This window comes from Leptospira koniambonensis (genome assembly GCF_004769555.1).
GTDB lineage: Bacteria > Spirochaetota > Leptospiria > Leptospirales > Leptospiraceae > Leptospira_B > Leptospira_B koniambonensis.
This window is the reverse complement of the sequence record NZ_RQFY01000004.1, coordinates 774,704-795,266: the sequence shown is the minus strand read 5'-3', so window position 1 is coordinate 795,266 and position 20,563 is coordinate 774,704. Positions and strand designations below refer to the sequence as shown.

Below are 20,563 nucleotides of genomic sequence, written 5' to 3'. Positions count from 1 at the left end.
AAATTACAACCATATGGCCGGAAATCACGAAGTTCTCTCCCGCAAATATCGCCCCCAAAGATTCCAAGATGTGATCCATCAGAATCTTGCGATCGGTGCATTACAAAACGCGGTTAAGTCCGGAAAGATAGGTCATGCGTATATTTTTTTCGGACCTAGAGGTGTAGGAAAAACTACAATCGCTAGGATTTTCGCAAAAAGACTCAATTGCCAAAATCCAATCGATAATGAGCCGTGTAACCAATGTGATTCTTGCCAGGAGATCACTAAAGGTATTTCAGGGGATGTTCTTGAGATAGATGCTGCGAGTAACCGTGGTATTGAAAATATCAGAGAACTTAGAGATAACGTAAAATTCACTCCGATGGGTGGTAAGTACAAAGTGTACATCATAGATGAGGTGCACATGCTTACTGACCAATCATTCAACGCACTTTTAAAAACTTTGGAAGAACCTCCTTCTCATGTGGTCTTCGTTTTAGCTACCACTGAGTATCATAAAATTCCAGAGACCATTCTATCCCGTTGCCAAGACTTTATCTTTAAGAAAGTTCCTTTATCTGTTCTTCAAGATTATGCAGAAAATTTGTGTAAGGAAGAAAACACAAAATACGATTCAGAAGGATTGTTTTGGGTAGCAAAAAAGGGCGACGGTTCTGTGAGAGACATGCTTTCCTTTATGGAGCAAGCTCTTGTATTTACTGACAATCGACTCTTAGGTTCCGAGATCCGAAAAATGATCGGTTATCATGGGATCGATTTTTTATCCGATTTTATCAAAAGCCTAGTAGATGCTGAAAATTCTTCTAAGTCATTACAGATCATTGAAAGCTTATACCAAGAAGGCCAGGATATATACAAATTCCTTTGGGATTCGATTGAGTTCACTCACACTTTATGTTTAGTAAAAGATTCTGCGGCTGATTCCGAATCAGTAAATTATCCTCGAGAAGATCTAATCAAAATGAGAAAGGATTTTGAATCTGTAGATCCGATCGCATTAAACAAACTTTCTTTCCGTCTTTTCGAATTATTTGAAAGAGTTAAAACTCTTCGTTTAAGAAACTCTTTTGAGATTAAAATTTTCATAGAGATCCAGATCAAAAAACTTACAGAAGATCTAGCCAAACCTAGTCTTGCAGGACTTGTAGATAGGATCAATCATCTCATACTGATGATACAAGACCAAGATTCCGTCTCAGCATCCGTAGCATTCGAAACTCCTAAAAAACAAGCTCCTACGCCGCCTAAAGAAGTGCAAACTCCAGTTCCGACTCCTTCTCCAGTCGTGTCTAACGAGAAGAAGGAAATTCCTCAGGAACAAAAACCAGGACCACTCTCGTCTCTAGAAGATTTGGCTAAAGGTGTTTCTTCTGAAGATGCTGAATGGGAAAAATCTTTCAAAAACGAATTTTTAGGAACGGATATAGATCCTTCCAAAGTACCCAAGCTGGGATCCTAGGTATAAGCCATGTTTGAAAATCTAAAGAACGCATCCGAAATTTTTTCCAAGATGGGAGAAATGCGCGGTAAAATGGAAGAGATCAAAAAGAGGATCTCCAACCTAAGAGTGATGGGCGACGCTGGCGCTGGAATGGTGCAAGTCACATCTACCGGAGATGGAGCGATCGTAGACGTAAAGATCAATCGCGCATTATTCGATTCAGAAGATAATAAAATGTTAGAAGATCTAGTCATGGCAGCAACAAACGATGCCATCCAAAAAGCAAAACAAGCCGCAGAGTATGAATTAAAATCAATTACTGGCGGATTAGATCTTTCTGAAATTTCTAAATTATTCGGCGGCAACCTTGGCTGAACATTTAATCGAAGGAATGGTAAACGCACTTTCTTCTCTTCCTGGGATCGGAAAAAAAAGTGCATACCGCATTAGTTTTCATTTATTAAGACAAGACCCTGCAGTTTTTAACGGATTCATCCAAAGTTTATCAGAAGTAAAAGGAAGGATCCGTTTCTGTTCTCGGTGTGGTTCCTATTCAGAAGAAGAGATCTGCGATCTTTGTCTTTCCGAAAAAAGAGACAGTCACACTGTTTGCGTGGTAGAACAACCTGAAGATGTATTCTTTATAGAAAATACTGGTGAATTCAAAGGAAGATACCATGTCCTGAACGGAGTAATTTCTCCTTTAGAAGGTGTTGGACCTCAAGATCTGCGCATCAGAGAACTTTTAAACAGAATAGAACCAGAAGATCTAAAAGAAGTTTTAGTCGCGACCAACCCTACATTAGAAGGGGATGCAACAGCGGATTATCTAAATCATCAATTAAAGAATTTTAATGTTTCCGTTACTAGGATCGCTTACGGTATTACGGTGGGCGGCTCCATCGAACTTGCTGACCAATACACCTTAGGAAGAGCAATCCGCTCCAGACTCAAACTTTAAAATCTATGTTCTGCAGTGACGAACAACTCTCTTAAGATTGTTCCTTGGGTTGTATCTAAATAAGCTTTTAATCCGTTCCCTGCTACAAAATAACCGGAACGTAAAAGTATCTGCATATCTCTGAATGCACTCCATCTTAAGTTCAGATTATATTCCTGACCAAAGTATGCGGAGGTATGATAGAAGTTTTCCTCATTGTAAAATCTATTATTATCCGTAAGAGGAGACTTTGTCCCATATAATCTATAATAACCTAAAGTCAAAACCAAAGGACCAGATAAAACGATATCGGTAAAAATCCCATACTCATAAAGACCACTCATATCTCTACCTGAGAATAGTGCATAACCTCCCGTAAAGTCATTCGCGATGTTGGAAAGTGAATATCCTGGGAACAAAGTTCGATAACCATTCCCATGTAAATTGGACCTGCTACCGTCTTTTTCATAACCTGGCCGCCCAGTAGAACCGGAAATCATCGAGGTCACACTTATGGATTCATTATAACGATAAGATAATTGTGTATCAAAGAATCCACCTTTGATCTTGTATAAGTCGTACTTTTGTTGTATCTCATTACCGTCACTATCTCTGTACGGATTCAAAGATTTAACGGTTCCGTGATTGTAAATACCGTGGATAGTCCATGTAAAATCAGAAAAATTGAATTCGTTAAATAAACCGTGCCAGAACAATTGGCTCGCATCACTGGTCCTAGAAACCAATCCATACACACCATTTACATCCTGAATATCTCTTAGATTATCATCCAGATAAAAGCTGTACAATTCATGTTTAGCATTATTGAAGAAGCTAGTCTTAATTTTATAAAAATAAACGTTAGAGCCTTGATAATTTTTATCTGCAAATTGGTTTTTATCCAAGTCGGTAAGATTATTCTGTTTTGCTACGAACCAACCGCCTTCTATCGTAGTATTCCAATCTCTAATGTCCTTAGTTAAGTTTACTCCTGTTCCCGGAACAAACACAACTCTACCTTGAGCAGAAGTGAAAAGCTGAAGACCAACCCTCGCAGTAAAACTTTTCTCAGGTAATTTAAAGTTGAGATAAAGAAAGTTTGTCTGCATATTCACTGCGGAACTGAAGGAAGCTTCTCCCCCTTGTCCAGGCCCTACGTTAGAACTCTGATTAACTCCTCTTCCTCCAAAAATAATATCCCCTATTTGAACACCTACCAATGCTTCGAAATATTTCGAAGTGGAGAAGTTCATATTCAAAGTCATCCTTGTATCGTAGTAGGTTGTATCTTCTTTCTGAGGACTGAGAGTACTAGAATAACCTTTTTCTCTTGCGGCTAATTCGTTTTGGTATTTGGTAAGCGTGTCTTTATTGTATTGCTGAACAAAATCAGTACGATTATAGGGAGTTACTGGTGTTTGTCTGGAGGTATAAATATCTCTTCCTAAATTGAAACCACGGACCCTATAGTTTCCTTGAAAATCTATTTTTGTTTTTTCCTCCACTTCTTGAGCAGATATGGAAACGCCAGCAAAGATAAATATTACTAGGGCGAGAATTCGGATCTTTTGAAACGGAGAGTCCAACACGAATTATTTTACCCAACCGCTTCCTAGAAAATATTTAGCGCGAAGACTTTCTATCACTCCTGTTCTTTTTAATTCTTTGATAAAAAAATTAAAATTATCCGCAAAGACGAGATCGTTTAAAGGTAATGCAGCACTGATATATTCATCCATAACAGGATTTATAAGAGCCACATAGTTTGCTTTCAAACTTGGTTGTTTTTGCAGTAAGGATAGAATGTACAAGCTATCCGCAACATAACAAATCACATTCCCTTTTGTTAATGCATCTATTGCAATAGAATCAGAAAGATAACTGTAAATTTGGTTCTTACCAAACCTTCTCAAAAGATAATTATGATTTGTAGTATTGGATCTGACAGAAAAAGAAAGTGCATTTAAAACTGCTAAGTCTTCTAAAGATTTAAAAGTTCTAGTAGTTACAATACTACCTTCCGGCTCAGGAGGAAGAGAACGTTTATTAACAAGACCGGCAGGAGTTGTAAGAAGGTAAGGATCAGAGAAAGTAACGGTCTTTCCTCGACTCAAATCCGTAGACATACCAGCCATCGCTATATCAATCGTGCCGGCCGCGATCTCATCCGAAAATTGTCGGAAAGTTTTAAGAGGTTTTATCTTGAGAGCAACTCCCAGATAATCCGCATACAACTTTGCAAGTTCCATATCGAAACCTGGAAAACCTTCCTTAGGATCTTGGACATAAAATGGTTCGTAAACTCTATTGACCCCAACCACCAACTCTTTCTTAGAAAGGACAGAATCCAATCTGGAAGGCATGGCCTTGGTCTGAGAATATAAGTCTAGAGAAAGAAAAAGGAGAATGGCCGAGAAAAATGCCGACTGAAACTGCTTCCGCATTTTCATGATACCTAGGTTATCGGCATCTTCCGGTTGTTAAAGGAGTTTTTAGTCTATTCTAAAATTTGAAATTCGGTCCTTCGATTTTTGCGGTCCGTTTCAGGGTTTTTTTCCGGATAAATCGGCTCTTTACTTCCCTTTCCATCTGTGGTAAATCGACCCGTAGAAATTCCTTTTTTGACCAAGTATTCCTTCACAGCTCCGGCCCGATTGCGACTTAATTCTAAATTGTCGTTCGGATCCCCATGCAAGTCGGTGTGACCTGTGATTTTTAGTTTAATCGATGGGTTTTCATTTAAGAAGGCTACCAATCTGTCCAAAATTTCATAAGACTCTTCTTCAATCTCGAAGGAGCCAGTTCTAAAATGAATGGATTCCAAGGAGATTTTTTTATTCTTCTTCAACTCTTCCCATTCATTCACAGAAAATTCGTAGACGTCGTAATTCCCGCCTTCTTTCTCCAATCTACAAAAGTACGCATTTTTGCCGTCAGGAGTTTCAATGTAGAATGCTTCATCGCCGGGAGAATTGATTACAGGTCCTAGATTAACGGCTGCGGAGAAGGTACCATCTTCCTTGATTTCTACTTTATAAATATCTAATCCACCGTAACCACCTGGACGATTGGAAGAAAAATACAAATACTTGCTATCTCTACTCAAAGTGGCCGCTATCTCAGCATGTTCTGTATTCACAGGACTTTCCATACGAATTGCTTTTTTCCACGATCCATCTTTATATTCAGAAATATAAATATCTGATTCGGCAACTTTCCCAAACGGATAACGAGTGAAGAATAAATAACTTCCTGCCAAGAATGGATTCTCTTCAATTGCAGGAGTGTTTACTTCTTGAGGCAGTCTAGTTGCTTTGTCCCAACTTCCATCTTTTAACGTAGCGAAATATAGATCTCTGGAAACTCCTATCTTCCCGCTGCTTAATTTGAATTCAATACTTCCATCTCGATTTGAAGAGAAGATGATTGCCTTCTCATTTTCAATGATGAAAGGACTTTGATCGTCATATTGGGAATTTAGTTCGGAAACTTCTACGCCTGCGCTCCAACCATTTTTGGTTTTTACTGATTTGAAAAGATCGGAGTAGTTGGAATTCCTACGTTTGGAATAATAATAAAGAGTATTGCCGTCTTCTGAAAGACTGATCCCAAACTCATTTAAAGAAGTGTTAATTTCTCCCTTTAAAGGAGCGACTTTTCCTTTAGAAGAATCTTCTGCACCGGATACAGAAAATCCTGCGAATACGAAATAACAAAGTAAAACAGAAATGATCTTAAAAGAAATAGAAGATTGAGTATGGATTTTAGAAGCCATACTCTAACTATCTGTCTTTTAGAGAAAAACCTGATACTTTTTCGAAGAAAAAATCAGAGATATTTTTTTAAAGCTTCTGGAAAGTCGATTGTCCCGTCTTCTTTTTGATAAGTTTCTATAACAGCTGCCAAGGTCCTACCGATCGCCAAACCGGAACCATTCAAAGTATGGACCAATTGATTTTTGCCTTCTTTAGATTTGTAGCGGATCTTACCACGTCTCGCTTGAAAATCTTTGAAGTTAGAAACAGAAGAAATTTCCATCCAACGATTCAAACCAGGCATCCAAACTTCCAGATCATAAGTTTTGGAAGAAGCAGCCGAAATATCTCCACTGCATAATAACATTACTCTGTATCGAATTCCTAATTTTTTAAGGATATTCTCTGCGTGAGAAAGCATCTTTTTATGCTCTTCTTCTGAGTCTTCAGGGCGAGCAAACTTCACAAGTTCAACTTTTTGGAATTGGTGAACTCGAACCAGACCTCTAGTATCTTTTCCATAAGATCCCGCTTCTCTTCTAAAACAAGAAGTATGAGCAGTAATCGAAATAGGTAAAGAACCTTCAGGAATGATCTCATCTCTATACAAATTCGTTAAAGGAACTTCTGCAGTTGGGATTAGATTAAGTTCATCTCTTTCTAATCTATAATACTCATCCTTAAATTTAGGATATTGTCCTGTAGTAGTCATACATTCGTCGTTTACCATGACTGGTACCCAAACTTCTGTATAACCATGCTCGGTAGTATGAGTCTCAAGCATAAGATTCGCAAGTGCTCTTTCTAATTTAGCACCTAGGCCGAAATATGTGTAAGCTCTTGCACCTGCCAGTTTTGTTCCCTTCTCAAAATTGAACCAGCCTAATGCTTCTCCCAATTCGAAGTGAGGTTTAGGAGTAAATTTATAATCTCGAATATCTCCTACTTCATACAAAACTTTATTATCGTGTTCGTTTTTTCCTACAGGAACATCTTTATCTAGAATATTAGGAAGACCTAAATTGATTTCGAGCAGTTTAGATTCGAGAGATTCAAGATCATCTTCTATCTTTTTGATCTTATCTCCGATCTCTTTTACTGCGGCAGAAGCTGCTGCAATATCTCCACCTGCTTGTTTTACTTTTCCGATCTCTTTACTTGCTTTATTTCTTTCTTCGCGGAATACATCTGCTTCCTTTTGGAGGACTTTTTTCTTTTGGATGATATCTGCAAGCTGGTCCAAAACTGCGAGATCTTTAAAACCTCTCAGCTCTAGATTAGATTTTAATTCTTCAGTGTTATCGGTAATATATTTCAGATCAATCATGATGATACGCCTTTCTTTGCGTGAATTTTAAGGAATTATTATACAAAGTTTTTTCTACTTCTGAGTTAGATTCTTTTCTGAGAGAGAACATTTTTTCTAAAACAAATTTAGTATAAGAAGGTTCGTTTCTTTTTCCACGGAATGGTGGAGGAGCAAGGAACGGTGCATCCGTTTCGATGAGCATACTTTCTAACGGAAGTTTTTCTGCTGCTTCTTGGATATCTCTTGCATTCTTAAATGCAACAATTCCTGAGAAGGAAATATAATATCCTAGATCTACTAACTTCTTCGCAGTTAGATAATCATAAGTAAAACAATGGATCACTCCAAATGCTTTGTCCCTATGTTCTTTTAGAATAGAAACTGTATCTTCTGCAGCATCTCTTGAATGGATCACTACAGGAAGAGAATACTGACCAGACGCTTCTAAGAAAGAATGAAGCACATCCGCCTGATACGCCTTAGTTGAAGCATCGTGATAATAATCTAATCCGATCTCTCCAATTGCGGATAACTTTTTATCCGTCACGTTTTCTTTGACTAATGTCAAAATTTCTTCCTTTTTAGGAAATTCATGAGTCTCAGTTGGATGGCATCCGATCGAATAAAATATTTCTATCTCTTCATCTGAAAATTTTTCAGATAAACCTTTCGCTCTAATTGAACTCTCAAGGTCGATACCAATCTGGACGATCTTTTTTATACCTGATTCTTTTGCTTTTTTTAGAGATTCTGCAATATCCTGCCCTTGCTCTTGTATAATATCTAAGTGGCAGTGAGTGTCGATGATGGAGTACATGTGAAAACGGCTTTTAAAAGGCAGTTTTCGTGATTTGTATTGACTGAAAAGAGAATTTTTTAGAATCCTTACAGCATAACAACGGAACGGGAAAACTCGTTGGTTTGGGACATAATAGCTTGAATCTTAAATCCTATCTTGCACTACTTTATTATAGGCTCAGATATAAATACCAAGATCTGAAGCTTAAGCTAGATATCAAAATAGCTAATTGGAATAAGAAGGGCAAAGAACGACTCACCGTCATGGTGATCCCTCACTCCGAACAAAAAACGATCAACTTTCATATCTCTTACAGAGCGATCACTATCTTCATCGGGACAATTTTGGTCCTTCTTCTCATCAGCTCTATCAACGTTCTTAGCCATTCAGGATCCATTCACCAGCTTACCGAGTTGAACTTATCCAACCAGGACTTCATCCGTCAGTCCGCAAAAATGAAAGAAGAGATCAACGGTCTTCACGAGCACGTTGAATATTATCATAATCATGTGGGAGCTCTTTACGGAAGATTGACCGGAGACAATTCCAAAGTTGCAAAAGGAATTGGCGGAGCAGAAAAACTTTCCATTGGTTCCGACAAAAACTTAGCACCAGGTGCGGAAGTTTTTAGACTGAAAGAAGATGTTCATAATCTTAAAGTAGCAAACGAACTTACTCAAGAAATCATAAGTATATTAAAAAAACGTAAAAATCTAATCCGTCAAACTCCGTCCATCTGGCCGGTAAAGGGGTATGTTCTTTATCCTTACGGAGAATATCTGAATCCAGTTACTGCTCGCAGAGATTTTAATAATGGATTAGATATTGGAGCTTTCGCTGGTTCAGAAGTAGTGGCAACTGCACCTGGAACTGTCTACGAGATTGGATACACACGTAACACAGGATACTTTGTGAAAGTTGCTCACAAATTCGGTTGGAAAACGATTTACTCAAATCTGGATCGTGTAAAAGTGAAAGCGAACCAGCAAATTTCCAAAAACGAAGTATTAGGTTTCGTTGGAAAATCGGAAAACAGTCCTCAGTACAGTCTTCATTATGAAATTCATGTGGGCACCAGAGCGATCGATCCGTTTGCATTCTTGAACCAGATCCAAGACTGATGGCCCATACAGAAGAGCAATTAGCAGTAAATAGCATCATCGGCGAAGGCGCCGAATTCAGCGGAGACTTCAAACTTTCCGGGCTTCTACGTATTGACGGTATTTTTAGGGGAACCATAAAAACCGACGGAAAAGTCCTAATCGGAAAGACCGGAATCGTCGATACGGATATTAAAGCTCGTATTGTCGTCGCCGGCGGTGAAATTAATGGGAATATATTCGCGTCGGAACGAGTGACTCTACTCGCAAGCTGCCGTATGAAAGGTGATATCATCACTCCAAAGGTAGTTATGGAAGAGGGAGTACAATTCGAGGGAAATTGTAAGATTAACCCGACCACTCATTGAAGATCCAATCTCAGCAAAAAGACCCTCGCACTGAATCACGTAAAAAAAGAGACTTCGGGCTCTCTCTAAATGCCTCTATATACCAACCTGTTCCTAGTTCAGTATCCGATTCCCAGATACCTGATTCTAAAAGTGAATTTTTCGATTTAGTTGAACATCTACTTCCTTATAACCAAGAAAGGACGAGAGATCTAAATTCTTTACTTAGAGATCTTCCTGATGCAGAGAGAAATTTCTTAAAATCTCCTACATATGCAAATCTAGAAGTGTATAAAAGGATCGTTCAAGGTATCTTAAAGGAAGTTCTAGATAGAAATACAAGTTTAGAAACTTTGCGCACAAGGGCTCGCGGTGGATCTGAAAAAGTTTACCAAGTAGTTCAGATTGTAGATGATAAGATCCAGACTCTCGCAGATTTTATAGTTCATCCTGAGAATTCTACCTTTGATCTAATGAAAAGAATGGAAGATATTCGAGGTCTGTTAATAGACCTGATGAATTAAGATAGAGTTTTAGAACCTAAGTTCTTAAATACTTCCGGAAGCTTTGCAGGCTTTCTGGACTCCAATAATAAAAAAGCCCAAGTCAATTCTCCGTTACAAACCAAACTATCGTCTGAAACTTTTCGGACCTGAATATTCCAAAGAATACTAGCAGGTTTAATTTCTCCTGCTTTCACATAAACTTTTAGTTCTTCATCGAATCTTGCAGGTGATTTATATTCGATCAAAGAGCGAGTGACTACAAAGTCCAGGCCATTCTTCTCTAATTCGCCCTTATAGTCGTACTTTAGAAATCTCATGTACTCATTTAGAGCAGTATCAAAGTAAGTAAGATAATGTGCGTTGAATACTACTGCTTGAGCATCTATCTCTGAATAACGAACTCTTAGAGTATAATAGAATTCAGGATCGTTCGCGCTCATAGGCTAATTCTGATAACCGAAGTTCTGCGGACTATAACCCTAAGGCATCTAAAACTTTCTGCAATGCATCTAAGCTTGGATAAGCAATACTGAGTTTTCCTTTTCCGGAAGAAGAATTATGAGTGATATCCACTTTCATAGAATACTTTTTGCGGAACTTGTTCTCAAGTTCTACAATATCCACTTCTTTACGTTTGGATTTTTTCTTCTCTTTAACCGGAGCTTCTTCCGTTAAGTTTGCAACGATGTCTTCAACCTGGCGAACTGTTAGACCTTTCTCTGCAATTTGGTAAGCAAGTTGTTCTGATTTTTTACGATCAGCAATGGATAGAAGTGGTCTTGCATGACCTTCTGAGATTCTACCATTTTTAACTAGATCCATAACTGAATCAGGCAATTGTAAAAGACGGATCAAGTTAGAAACAGTCGCTCTGTTCTTACCAACTCGAGAAGCGATATCAGTAATCTTTAATCCAGATTTTTCAGAAAGAGTTTTGTAAGCTAAAGCCTCTTCAATCGGATTTAGATTTTCCCTTTGGATATTTTCTATAAGAGCCATTTCCAAAGTTTGCTGGACATTCGCTTTTTTAACTACTACTGGGATTTTTATGAATCCTGCAATTTTACATGCACGATATCTTCTTTCGCCAGATATGATCTCATATCCAGAACCAGTATCTTTTACTACGATCGGTTGGATAACTCCATGAGCCTTAATTGTCTCAGCAAGTTCACGCAAAGATTCTTCATTAAAAGTTCTTCTTGGTTGGTCAGGATTCGGACGGATTTCAGAAAGTTTTACTTCTTTGAGCGAACCTTCTCCGCCTGCCTCCTTGAAAGACTTTTCCTCCGACACAGGAATTAAATTCCCGAGTCCCCTGCCTAATGCTTTCGGTTTTGCGCTAGCGCTCATTAATTTTTACCAGCTACTTCTAATGCTAGACTTCTGTAACTTTGAGCACCGATCCCATCTGGATCATAAGAAAGAATAGACTTACCGAAAGATGGAGCTTCGGAAAGTTTAATGTTCCTAGGGATAACTGTAGTATATACTTTTTCTTTAAAGTAAGACTTAACATCTTCTGCCACTTGTTGTGCCAGATTGGTTCTCTTATCAAACATGGTCAGAAGTACACCTTCGAGCTCAAGAGAAGGATTCAATTTTTCCTGAACCAAAGAAATGATCTTCATTAGCTGAGTTAATCCTTCCAAAGCGAAATATTCTGTTTGGAGAGTGATCATCACGCTATCAGCCGCAGACAATGCGTTGAGAGTTAGAACACCAAGAGAAGGAGGACAATCGATGAGTATATAATCATACTCGGTTCTCAAATGACCGATCGCATCTTTTAAACGATATTCACGATTTTCTTCTCCCAATAGGTCAGCTTCTGCACCTGATAAATTGATATTAGAAGGAATGATATGAAGATTTTCGATATCTGTTCTTTTGATACACTCCGCTGCGGAAGATTCTCCGATCAAAAGTTCATAAGAAGTATTTTGGAGTGTATTGATCTCAAATCCTAAACCGGATCCTGAGTTACCTTGTGGATCAAAATCTACGATTAAAACTTTTTTACCAATCGCAGCTAGATTTGCCGCAAGATTGATGGAGGTAGTAGTCTTGCCTACGCCGCCTTTTTGATTACTGATGGATACGATCTTTCCCATAGAATTCTTTGCTCTCCTTCTCGAGAAGCTTCCAAGCTCTAGGAATACCTTGCCTTGCCGATCCGACCTTTTTCAAGACTTTAATATGTCGCATGCCTAAAAATTCAAGTTCGGGTAAAAATACAGTTTTAGTATGTTCAAAACCACTATCTGCTAAGATCTTCTTTTCAATCTTTGCATCAAACTCGTCTTTCCCAATAAAGGGGACATAATATCCTCCTTTTATAATACATCTACTTAAGACTTCTGCACTCCAAGGATAAGGCACAAACCCCCTCGAAACACCTAAATTCCAGTCAGTTTTCCAGTCCTCCGCCCTTGCAAAAAGGAAATCCACACCTAAGATTTTGTTTTCTTTAACGAATGTTTCTGTGTGGGAAAGTTTTCTTCTTTGTGAATCAAGTAGAACTAGCTTAGGCCTTTCCTTCTCTACTAAACAACGAAAGAAGAAGCCAGGTATACCTGGACCTGTGCCTGCATCTCCCACCTTCATCTTGTTAAACGATCCAAGTATGTTATGGATCTTATAAATATGAAAGATCGATTCAAGGACATGACGATCTAGGATCTCGTTTGTATCTCTTTTAGAGAAAAATCCGCCAGCTTGGTTTTTCTCTTTTAGGAAGGTTAAGAATAAAGAGACAAGTTCCCAATCGAATAGGGGAAGGATTTGATCTGCGTCTTTTGGGAATCTATATTTTACCGCAGCTTGGATCCCATCCGGATCATGATTGAATTCCGGATGGCTTGTCTCTGTTTCTGTCATTCTACTTTGCGACTTGGTGATTGTATTCTATGATGGATTTGAATAAAATTTCAATTCCCATCTTGAGCTGAGGAATACTCATGCTCTCATTCTTACCATGAATACCATCTATCTCTTCGGAGGAAAGTAATGCAGGAATGAGTCCGTAACATTTTAATCCAATCTGTCTGAGATAAGAACTGTCAGTTGTTCCTGGCGATAAGAAAGGAGTAGCAATTGATCCCGGCTCAACTGCAGTCACAGTTCCAGCAAGAACTCTAAATAGTAATCCATCCATTGGAGAAATACTTCCGGACTCTAAGTGGCGAGCGCTGACTTCTACTCCGTATTTTTCTCCGAGTGCTTTCACTTCTTCAAAGATCTTTTTCTCATCCTGTCCTGGAAGAATACGAATGTCTAAAGAACCTGTTGTCTCAGAAGTGATCACATTCATTCCGATAGGATGACTATCTATACCAGTTAAACTCACTGTGTTTCTAGTCATTGCTCTAAGATGTCTATTGGAGTTGATCACACCTTTTAAGATGATAAAAAGTAATGGGTTTCTAGATCTTTTTAATACAAAGGAATCTGGAAAATTACTGATAGCTCCTAGTGAATAAAAGAACGCCGCAGTCTCATCCTTGATCATTGTTTTGTTTCCAATGTTCTGCACATCTTGCAAAAAATCTACCATGGACTTTGCAGCGTAACTTACTGGCGGAGTACTTCCATGTCCTGGAATTGATTTAGCTTTTAAGTCCAACCAAACTGCGCCTTTTTCTGCGAGTTGAATATTAAATACTTTAGATCCTTTAATTGCGATGTCCTTCGACCCAGTTCCACCTTCGTTCCAAACATATTCATATCCATTGAATATTTCTTTATGTTTATCTACTAAGAATCTAGCTCCATGTTCTGAACGGCTCTCTTCGTCTGCGATAGCAAGGAACATTAAGTTTCTTTCGAGTGGGATCTTCTTCTCATGAATCAATAAGAAGGCATATAGTTGCATGATACCAAGACCCTTAACATCCACTGCACCCCTTCCATGAATTCTATCTCCTTTTCTTACTCCTGAGAATGGTGGAACATCCCAGTCCTTTGCATCTGCTTCTACAACATCGATATGACTTGTGAGTATTAAACCTTCTTTAGTTGTATCTTTACCTTTTAATTCGGCAAGAAGAGATGCTCTGTCCGGCTTACCAGGATATTCAATGATGCGAGAAGGAATTCCTCTTTTGTCTAAGACAGATTTTAAAAAGAGTGCTCCTTCTTTTTCTCTACCTCTTATAGTTGCGATCCTTATATAAGCTTGTAGATCTTTCGCGGCTTCTTCACTTAGAGAAGAATAATCTAAACTTGGAACAGATGCTTCCGGTTGGATGGGCTTGATCCCTTTTTCAGTGAATGCGATCGTATAAATTAAAAAGATCGCAATAAGAGCAAGGACCGTGATCCCGATTTTTTTGAGGGACATATTTCCTCTCCACTAATCTTTCTTTATTGGCTTCTAATGTTTTTGGCTTAGAAGCCCGTAAAAAATTATTCCGTCAGTCACCTTCGGCAAGGAGTTTTCCTTTGATTCTACCAGCAGAATGTTATAATTTTATGTAGGACTTCCTACTGAAATTAAATGAGATTCCAAGAGTCTTACAGGTACTACAAAAAGAAAAGACCCCAATATCTGATCTTAATCCGGTATCAGTATGGAAGAAACCCATTCAAATTTCCTAAAAAGACTCTTAACATTTTATACAAATAGTCGATGTCTAGAGGGAGGTAATCTCCATGTTAAAAAGAGTATTCTTCTCTTTCGTTTTCATCTTCTGCATCAGCCCGATCCATTCTTTCACTCCTGGAAAGTGGTCTCATACTGATAGGATCATTTTAGGTTTTGAAAAGGGCGGCCCTACCCAAGAGCTAGTAAGAGATTCCAAAGGTAATTTAATCTATACTGCAAAGTATGAATATGACCCTTCTGGAAAATTAGTTAAAGAAAACTATATCGGACAAGACGGAAAGCCAGATGGTTTCACTAAGTTCCTATATAGAGATGGAAAAATTCTTAAAGAAGAACTCTATAATAAAGACGGAGTAAATCTTGAATCTAAAAACTTCGGATATAATAAAGCAGGAGTTCTTTCATCTATTGAACTAGTTGATAAAGAAGGAAAAAATATACTTACCTGCACGATCATCTCATGGGGAGAGAATGGTTTAATAAAAGAAGCTCAAACTGAATGGGCAGATGCAAAGACCACTGAAAGATTTGCTATCGTAAAAGACCCGAATAAGCCGGGACTATTCCAACAGAACATTTATAATGAAGAGAAACAACAAGCTGCATCTACTGTTCTGACTTTTGATTCAAATGGAAAACTTCAAAGTAGAATGAATGTCCAAGGAACGATTGAAAGAATGAATAGATTGATCTGGGACAAAGAGAATCGTTTACAACAATTCACATTCTTGATCAAGCAGGGAGATAAATGGGCCGTGGAAAAAACTCACGAGCTTGTTTACGGAAAATAATCCCCTACGTTTCACGTGAAACGGATAGAAGGGAGGGCGATCTGCTCTCCCTTTTTTATACTCTTACCGCAGCATAGATAAATATTTATATTCTTTGAAAGACTAATCTAGTCCAAGTAACATCTTCTTTATTCTTCATCAGACTTGGTTGGTTTTCTATAATTAGTAAATTCTTAAGACCAAACTTTGAAGCCTGATCAATGGTGACCTTTCCATCTGTTGGAAACACATGAGTCCCCTTACCTGCTGGACCATTGCGAAGTGAAAGAGCAAAAATTGCATTTAGTTTCAGAAGTTCAGATACTCTTTCCATAGAATATAACTGCTCTTCTTCATCCAAATGATGCCAAACCCCGGATGATAGAATGAAATCAAAATGGTTATTATACTCTAAGAGTTTTGTAAGACTAGGTAGTGAATCATCTACCCATACAATTTGATCAGAAGGATATAGATCGGCTCCAGCTTGTCTGAATTCTTGGAGTGGTTCCACTGCAACAACTGAGTGTCCCATCTTAGAAAAAACAGAAGCATCTCTTCCAATCCCAGCACCAAGATCTAAAACTGTTCCCTTCTCTTTCGGAATATAAGCGAGGAAGTCTTTATGAAGATCGAAGAAATCAATATCAGATGTAGCTTTGATAAACTCTTCAATGCGGTTTGAATAACCTTGAGTGCCTTTGATCCAATCTGAGTTCATTAAAATTTATAGAGAAGAGCCGAAAGAATTTCTCACGTTTCACGTGAAACGTTGGAACTCCAACACGATTACACTTAGCAAAGTTGATGAGTTTAAAAGCCGCAATAAAAAACCCCGAGGCAACCCGGGGTTTTCATTTCATCAGAGGTCTTTAAAGAAGTTTAAACAGGACTAGGTTTTCTTCCTTTGATATAGAAAAGAAGCATATCAATATCACTTGGATCTACACCTGAGATCTGAGCTGCCTTTTCTAAATTTAAAGGACGATGTTTTGTAAGTTTCTGAATGGCTTCTTTTTTAATACCAGGAACCAAAGAGTAATCGATCGTCTCCGGTATTGGAGTAGTGAGATATCTATTCTTCCAATCGATAGTATCTTGTTCTCTTTTGATGTAACCTTCGTACTTGATCTCCATCTCGATTACCTTTCTGTCTTGAACGCTTAGTTCCTCTGACTCAGGCACAAGGAACTTAACATCTTCGAAAGCAATCTCAGGTCTTTTTAAAAATGAATCCAACTTCGCACCGTACTTTAAACTTTGGATTCCCTTTCTTTCCAATAAAGCTTCGAACTCAGGTAAAGGTTTGAGAGGAGTAGATTGTATCTTTTCCTTAACTTCAGAGATCTTTTTATATCTGCCGGTCATCTCATTGTAAGTTTCTTCAGATACAAGACCCATCTTATATCCATACTTCATAAGTCTTTGATCCGCATTATCTTGTCTTAAAAGAAGTCTATGTTCCGCACGAGATGTGAACATTCTATAAGGATCTTCTACACCTTTATGAACTAGATCATCTACAAGAACTCCAATATAAGATTCTCCTCTTGAGAACAACATCGGCTCCTCCCCTCTTAAGGAAGAAAGTACACTATAAGCAGCAACCAAACCCTGGGCCGCAGCTTCTTCATAACCTGTAGTACCGTTTATCTGTCCTGCATGATAAAGGCCTTTGATCTTTTTAGTTTCTAATGTTGGTTTTAATTCTGTAGGATCAACATAGTCATACTCAATTGCATATCCAGGTCTTAAGATCTCTGCTTCTTCTAGACCAGCAATCGAACGCACAAGTCTCCATTGCACTTCTTCTGGAAGACTAGTGGAGACTCCGTTTAGATAAATCTCTTGTGTATCATATCCTTCTGGTTCCAAAAAGATTTGGTGTCTTTCTCTATCAGCAAAGCGAACAACCTTATCTTCAATCGAAGGACAATATCTAGGTCCTGTTGATTTAATCTGACCAGAATACATCGGAGAAAGATGAATGTTCTCATTGATCAACTGATGAGTTTTTTCATTCGTATAAGTGATATAACAAGGGATCTGTCTACGAGTGATCTTGGTTGTAGAAAAAGAAAAAGGAGAAGGATCCGGATCACCGTCTTGAACGCTCATCACAGAAAGATCCACGGAATTTTTATGAATACGAGGAGGAGTTCCTGTTTTCAATCTTCCTAATTTCAAATTATACTTAGCGAGTGAATGAGAAAGACCTTTGACTGTAGGTTCTCCGAATCTTCCGTTTTCTTTTTGGTAAGTTCCTATGTGAACGATAGAAGATAAGAATGTTCCTGTAGTTAAGATCAAATGGTTTGTGAAAATTTCGAAACCTCTTCCTGTCCGAACTCCAACAATACGATCTTCTTCTATCAAAAGATCTTCTACCGTATCTTGTCTGATGGATAAGTTCTGAATAGATTCAAGTGTATGTTTTACTTTTAGTTGGTATTCTTTCTTCTCTGCTTGAGCACGCGGGGCCCAAACGCTAGGACCTTTTGAAGTATTTAACATTTTGAATTGAATACCAGTAGCATCGATGACCTTTCCCATTAAGCCACCGAGCGCATCTACTTCTCGAACCATATGTCCTTTTGCAATCCCACCGATAGCTGGGTTGCAAGACATTTGTCCGATCGTATCTAAGTTCATTGTGATGAGTAAAGTTCTAGCACCACCAATAGATGAGACATAGGCAGCCTCGGAGCCTGCGTGACCAGCACCGACCACAACACAATCAAATCGATTGGGAAAAAAAGAAGAATTCATTCAGACCTTGCACTCCTGCATAAGCTCATCACAAGATCGATCATTAGTCGACAGTAGAGCCTATGCTTAGAATCATGTAATCAATAGTATCACTTTCAGGTTCCCTGTACATGCCCGAATCCATCAAGAAACTCTCTTACTTCGAAGGAAAAATAGTCCCGGAGTCAGAAGCAAATATAAACATCAAAACTCACGCCTTACAATATGGAACCACTGTCTTCGGAGGTATCCGAGGATATTATGATTCTAGTTCTGATAACTTATATGTTTTCAGGATCTTAGATCATTATAAACGTCTTGTGAATTCTACTAAGATCATGCAGTTGCAATTCACAAAAACTCCGGAAGAACTCCGTGACATAACCTTAGATCTACTTAAACAATCCGGATACAGAAGGAACGTATATCTTAGACCTTTCATCTACACTTCTGCTCTGCAACTTTCTCCTAGGTTCCATGATGTTCCTACTGAACTTGCAATTTATGTTTTAGAGTTGGATGATTACTTAGATACCAAACGTGGGCTTACTACTATGGTTTCTAGTTGGAGAAGGTTTGATGACACAGTTATCCCTACTCTCTCCAAAGTTTCCGGTGGATATGTAAACTCAGCTCTTGCAAAATCGGAAGCAGTTCAGAACGGATATGACGAAGCAATCTTCTTAGACAGTAGAGGTTTTGTAAGCGAAGGTTCTGCAGAAAATATATTCTTAGTGAGAGATGGAAAGATCATTACACCTTCTATCTCTTCTTCTTTGTTAGAAGGGATCACAAGACGTTCCGTTCTGCAACTTGCGAAAGACTCTGGTTATGAAGTAATCGAAAGAGATATCACAAGAAGTGAACTTTATATCGCTGATGAGATTTTTTTCTCCGGAACTGGTGTGCAGATCGCTTGGGTAAGTGAAGTTGATAAAAGAAAGATCGGGACCGGAGAGATGGGACCGATCACTAAAAAACTTCAGTCCACATTCTTTGATCTAGTAGTTGGAAAAAACCAAAACTACAAACACTGGTTGACTCCTGTTTATTAATCTTTAATAAAAGGAACATGTCTTCTGCATTCGGTATTGAGGAAATCCAAGGCCAGGAAAGAGCTCTAGTATTCTTAAAAAAATACTCATCTCAACCTGACCTTCTTCCTCCCTTACTTATCTTTCATGGACCGGAAGGCACCGGAAAAGAATCAGCGGTCGAAAGATTTATCAGACATGTTCTTTGTTTAGAAGGAACATCTTGCGGGCACTGCGTTTCTTGCAGAGCATTCATGCACCATTCTCATCCTGATATAGTTTGGTTTCCACTAGAGAAGAATAAACAAATCGCAATTGGTAAAGAAGATAACCCGGAAGAGTTCACTATCCGCTGGTTGATCCGTACTAGACTTTATTATAGACCTCATCTTTCTAAGACTAGATTTATAATTATACCAGATGCATCTTTGATAGGCAACGAAGCAGAGACTGCACTTTTAAAATCTTTAGAAGAAGCTCCCTTCTTCACTCGTTTTATATTTATTGTAAACGACTTGGAACAATTGAAAGAAACAATCGTGAGTAGAGCAGTCTGTATTCCTTTCGGTTATCTTCCTCAACAAGTGATCAAAGAACTACATAATAAAAATTCAATACCTTACTTTCCTGCAAAAGGCGGAAGTATGGTATCATTCGATTGTCCACCTGAGGTCCTCGAACAAATTTCTCAAAGGATCAATGGAAATCTAAGACAACCATTGGATTATCTTAGATTAGAAGAATGGATACTCGAATTCAAAGAAGAAAATGCTAATTGGAAAGAAGATTTTTCCTTCAAAGACTTCTTGGATTTGATCGGATTATTATTATTACAGGAGTTTTCCAAATCAGATTTCGATTCTAATCTGCCAAAGATGGAAGCAATCTTTCGTTTTAAGGAAAAATTACACGAAAGAATACATGGGCAAGAGAATATTGCGTTATCCTTGCTTATACACGAACTCTCCCTTTTAGAGCAAAAATAAAAATTCCTTTATATTTTCTTTAAATTCTATACATTCACTTCGCATAACAACGGTTAAATATAACAAAATACTAGTAATTACACTAAGCGACATAATGATTTATCTATCACTAATCTACTGTGTTTTTCCTAAGGTTTCCTTTTCGATTTCCGAATTTTCATTTGTATGCGACTGACATGAGAAAAATAGTGTAATCTCGTCGGATGGTCCTTCGGACCG

The 20,563-nt window shown here is 38.2% G+C and carries 21 protein-coding genes; 9 read left to right on the top strand and 12 right to left on the bottom strand.

Translation table 11 applies throughout. The annotated features are described in order from the left end of the window. Positions 1–13: 13 nt before the first annotated feature. Genes dnaX through recR form a run of 3 tightly spaced genes read left to right on the top strand, consistent with a single transcriptional unit; the run spans position 14 to position 2,405 of the window. Positions 14–1,462, top strand: coding sequence for a DNA polymerase III subunit gamma/tau (gene dnaX / locus EHQ52_RS07785; protein WP_135614641.1), 1,449 nt, complete (start codon positions 14–16; stop codon positions 1,460–1,462). A 9-nt stretch (positions 1,463–1,471) separates the two neighbouring features. Further along, entirely contained in the window at positions 1,472–1,819 is a 348-nt protein-coding gene (locus tag EHQ52_RS07780; RefSeq protein WP_086447627.1) for a YbaB/EbfC family nucleoid-associated protein, read from the top strand. Then, positions 1,812–2,405, top strand: coding sequence for a recombination mediator RecR (gene recR, locus EHQ52_RS07775; protein ID WP_135614640.1), 594 nt, complete (start codon positions 1,812–1,814; stop codon positions 2,403–2,405). The genes EHQ52_RS07780 and recR overlap by 8 nt, the downstream gene beginning before the upstream one ends. On the opposite strand, the gene EHQ52_RS07770 is transcribed toward recR, so the two are convergent. Genes EHQ52_RS07770 through EHQ52_RS07750 form a run of 5 tightly spaced genes read right to left on the bottom strand, consistent with a single transcriptional unit; the run spans position 2,402 to position 8,265 of the window. Next, complete coding sequence (locus EHQ52_RS07770; protein WP_135614639.1) at positions 2,402–3,973, bottom strand: hypothetical protein; 1,572 nt, start codon at positions 3,971–3,973, stop codon at positions 2,402–2,404. The two genes, recR and EHQ52_RS07770, sit on opposite strands and share 4 nt — an antisense overlap. Before the next feature lie 3 nt (positions 3,974–3,976). Beyond that, the gene (locus EHQ52_RS07765) at positions 3,977–4,828 is read right to left on the bottom strand and encodes a substrate-binding periplasmic protein (protein ID WP_167492190.1); all 852 of its coding nucleotides are present in this window, start codon (positions 4,826–4,828) and stop codon (positions 3,977–3,979) included. A 53-nt stretch (positions 4,829–4,881) separates the two neighbouring features. Further along, positions 4,882–6,159, bottom strand: coding sequence for an OmpA family protein (locus tag EHQ52_RS07760; protein WP_135614637.1), 1,278 nt, complete (start codon positions 6,157–6,159; stop codon positions 4,882–4,884). Positions 6,160–6,212: 53 nt separating this feature from the next. Continuing rightward, positions 6,213–7,466 carry a serine--tRNA ligase gene (gene serS / locus EHQ52_RS07755; RefSeq protein WP_135614636.1) on the bottom strand — a complete coding sequence of 418 codons (1,254 nt, stop codon included), beginning with the start codon at positions 7,464–7,466 and terminating at the stop codon, positions 6,213–6,215. Continuing rightward, positions 7,459–8,265, bottom strand: coding sequence for a TatD family hydrolase (locus tag EHQ52_RS07750; RefSeq protein WP_135614635.1), 807 nt, complete (start codon positions 8,263–8,265; stop codon positions 7,459–7,461). Before EHQ52_RS07750 ends, serS begins: the two co-directional genes overlap by 8 nt. 119 nt (positions 8,266–8,384) lie before the next feature. Here EHQ52_RS07750 and EHQ52_RS07745 point away from each other — a divergent pair, with 119 nt between their 5' ends. Genes EHQ52_RS07745 through EHQ52_RS07735 form a run of 3 tightly spaced genes read left to right on the top strand, consistent with a single transcriptional unit; the run spans position 8,385 to position 10,218 of the window. Beyond that, positions 8,385–9,368 (top strand): M23 family metallopeptidase, encoded by a 984-nt coding sequence (locus EHQ52_RS07745; RefSeq protein ID WP_135614634.1) that lies wholly within the window; start codon positions 8,385–8,387, stop codon positions 9,366–9,368. Beyond that, complete coding sequence (locus EHQ52_RS07740) at positions 9,368–9,715, top strand: bactofilin family protein (protein ID WP_008589609.1); 348 nt, start codon at positions 9,368–9,370, stop codon at positions 9,713–9,715. The genes EHQ52_RS07745 and EHQ52_RS07740 overlap by 1 nt, the downstream gene beginning before the upstream one ends. Continuing rightward, the gene (locus EHQ52_RS07735; protein ID WP_135614633.1) at positions 9,712–10,218 is read left to right on the top strand and encodes a YaaR family protein; all 507 of its coding nucleotides are present in this window, start codon (positions 9,712–9,714) and stop codon (positions 10,216–10,218) included. Before EHQ52_RS07740 ends, EHQ52_RS07735 begins: the two co-directional genes overlap by 4 nt. Here EHQ52_RS07735 and EHQ52_RS07730 read toward each other — a convergent pair. The 5 genes from EHQ52_RS07730 to EHQ52_RS07710 are packed head-to-tail and all read right to left on the bottom strand — an operon-like array spanning position 10,215 to position 14,542. Further along, on the bottom strand, positions 10,215–10,640 hold the full coding sequence (locus EHQ52_RS07730; RefSeq protein WP_135614632.1) for an acyl-CoA thioesterase: 426 nt from the start codon (positions 10,638–10,640) through the stop codon (positions 10,215–10,217). The genes EHQ52_RS07735 and EHQ52_RS07730 overlap by 4 nt on opposite strands. A gap of 31 nt (positions 10,641–10,671) precedes the next feature. Further along, on the bottom strand, positions 10,672–11,553 hold the full coding sequence (locus EHQ52_RS07725; protein WP_135614631.1) for a ParB/RepB/Spo0J family partition protein: 882 nt from the start codon (positions 11,551–11,553) through the stop codon (positions 10,672–10,674). Next, entirely contained in the window at positions 11,553–12,314 is a 762-nt protein-coding gene (locus EHQ52_RS07720; protein WP_135614630.1) for a ParA family protein, read from the bottom strand. Before EHQ52_RS07720 ends, EHQ52_RS07725 begins: the two co-directional genes overlap by 1 nt. After that, on the bottom strand, positions 12,289–13,080 hold the full coding sequence (locus EHQ52_RS07715; RefSeq protein WP_135614629.1) for an RsmG family class I SAM-dependent methyltransferase: 792 nt from the start codon (positions 13,078–13,080) through the stop codon (positions 12,289–12,291). The genes EHQ52_RS07720 and EHQ52_RS07715 overlap by 26 nt, the downstream gene beginning before the upstream one ends. 1 nt (position 13,081) lies before the next feature. Then, on the bottom strand, positions 13,082–14,542 hold the full coding sequence (locus EHQ52_RS07710) for a M20/M25/M40 family metallo-hydrolase (protein ID WP_135614628.1): 1,461 nt from the start codon (positions 14,540–14,542) through the stop codon (positions 13,082–13,084). Between the two features lie 311 nt (positions 14,543–14,853). Here EHQ52_RS07710 and EHQ52_RS07705 point away from each other — a divergent pair, with 311 nt between their 5' ends. After that, positions 14,854–15,597, top strand: a complete 744-nt coding sequence (locus EHQ52_RS07705; protein WP_135614627.1) for a hypothetical protein — start codon at positions 14,854–14,856, stop codon at positions 15,595–15,597. Positions 15,598–15,682: 85 nt separating this feature from the next. On the opposite strand, the gene EHQ52_RS07700 is transcribed toward EHQ52_RS07705, so the two are convergent. Next, positions 15,683–16,297 carry a class I SAM-dependent methyltransferase gene (locus EHQ52_RS07700; protein WP_135614626.1) on the bottom strand — a complete coding sequence of 205 codons (615 nt, stop codon included), beginning with the start codon at positions 16,295–16,297 and terminating at the stop codon, positions 15,683–15,685. A gap of 161 nt (positions 16,298–16,458) precedes the next feature. After that, positions 16,459–18,345, bottom strand: coding sequence for a tRNA uridine-5-carboxymethylaminomethyl(34) synthesis enzyme MnmG (gene mnmG, locus EHQ52_RS07695; RefSeq protein ID WP_135614625.1), 1,887 nt, complete (start codon positions 18,343–18,345; stop codon positions 16,459–16,461). 110 nt (positions 18,346–18,455) lie between these two features. On the opposite strand from mnmG, the gene EHQ52_RS07690 reads away from it, so the two are divergent. Continuing rightward, positions 18,456–19,379, top strand: a complete 924-nt coding sequence (locus EHQ52_RS07690; RefSeq protein WP_100708670.1) for a branched-chain amino acid transaminase — start codon at positions 18,456–18,458, stop codon at positions 19,377–19,379. Between the two features lie 17 nt (positions 19,380–19,396). Next, entirely contained in the window at positions 19,397–20,344 is a 948-nt protein-coding gene (locus EHQ52_RS07685; RefSeq protein ID WP_135614624.1) for a hypothetical protein, read from the top strand. Positions 20,345–20,563 lie beyond the last annotated feature (219 nt).

What these genes read in the sequence shown, in the direction of transcription:
- EHQ52_RS07750 (WP_135614635.1), bottom strand. Translation starts at nt 8,265, where the DNA reads ATGTACTCCATCATCGACACTCACTGCCACTTAGATATTATACAAGAG.
- EHQ52_RS07765 (WP_167492190.1), bottom strand. Translation starts at nt 4,828, where the DNA reads ATGCGGAAGCAGTTTCAGTCGGCATTTTTCTCGGCCATTCTCCTTTTT.
- mnmG (WP_135614625.1), bottom strand. Translation starts at nt 18,345, where the DNA reads ATGAATTCTTCTTTTTTTCCCAATCGATTTGATTGTGTTGTGGTCGGT.
- EHQ52_RS07715 (WP_135614629.1), bottom strand. Translation starts at nt 13,080, where the DNA reads ATGACAGAAACAGAGACAAGCCATCCGGAATTCAATCATGATCCGGAT.
- EHQ52_RS07705 (WP_135614627.1), top strand. Translation starts at nt 14,854, where the DNA reads ATGTTAAAAAGAGTATTCTTCTCTTTCGTTTTCATCTTCTGCATCAGC.
- EHQ52_RS07730 (WP_135614632.1), bottom strand. Translation starts at nt 10,640, where the DNA reads ATGAGCGCGAACGATCCTGAATTCTATTATACTCTAAGAGTTCGTTAT.
- EHQ52_RS07700 (WP_135614626.1), bottom strand. Translation starts at nt 16,297, where the DNA reads ATGAACTCAGATTGGATCAAAGGCACTCAAGGTTATTCAAACCGCATT.
- EHQ52_RS07720 (WP_135614630.1), bottom strand. Translation starts at nt 12,314, where the DNA reads ATGGGAAAGATCGTATCCATCAGTAATCAAAAAGGCGGCGTAGGCAAG.
- EHQ52_RS07690 (WP_100708670.1), top strand. Translation starts at nt 18,456, where the DNA reads ATGCCCGAATCCATCAAGAAACTCTCTTACTTCGAAGGAAAAATAGTC.
- dnaX (WP_135614641.1), top strand. Translation starts at nt 14, where the DNA reads ATGGCCGGAAATCACGAAGTTCTCTCCCGCAAATATCGCCCCCAAAGA.
- EHQ52_RS07685 (WP_135614624.1), top strand. Translation starts at nt 19,397, where the DNA reads ATGTCTTCTGCATTCGGTATTGAGGAAATCCAAGGCCAGGAAAGAGCT.
- EHQ52_RS07780 (WP_086447627.1), top strand. Translation starts at nt 1,472, where the DNA reads ATGTTTGAAAATCTAAAGAACGCATCCGAAATTTTTTCCAAGATGGGA.
- EHQ52_RS07725 (WP_135614631.1), bottom strand. Translation starts at nt 11,553, where the DNA reads ATGAGCGCTAGCGCAAAACCGAAAGCATTAGGCAGGGGACTCGGGAAT.
- EHQ52_RS07760 (WP_135614637.1), bottom strand. Translation starts at nt 6,159, where the DNA reads ATGGCTTCTAAAATCCATACTCAATCTTCTATTTCTTTTAAGATCATT.
- EHQ52_RS07740 (WP_008589609.1), top strand. Translation starts at nt 9,368, where the DNA reads ATGGCCCATACAGAAGAGCAATTAGCAGTAAATAGCATCATCGGCGAA.
- serS (WP_135614636.1), bottom strand. Translation starts at nt 7,466, where the DNA reads ATGATTGATCTGAAATATATTACCGATAACACTGAAGAATTAAAATCT.
- EHQ52_RS07710 (WP_135614628.1), bottom strand. Translation starts at nt 14,542, where the DNA reads ATGTCCCTCAAAAAAATCGGGATCACGGTCCTTGCTCTTATTGCGATC.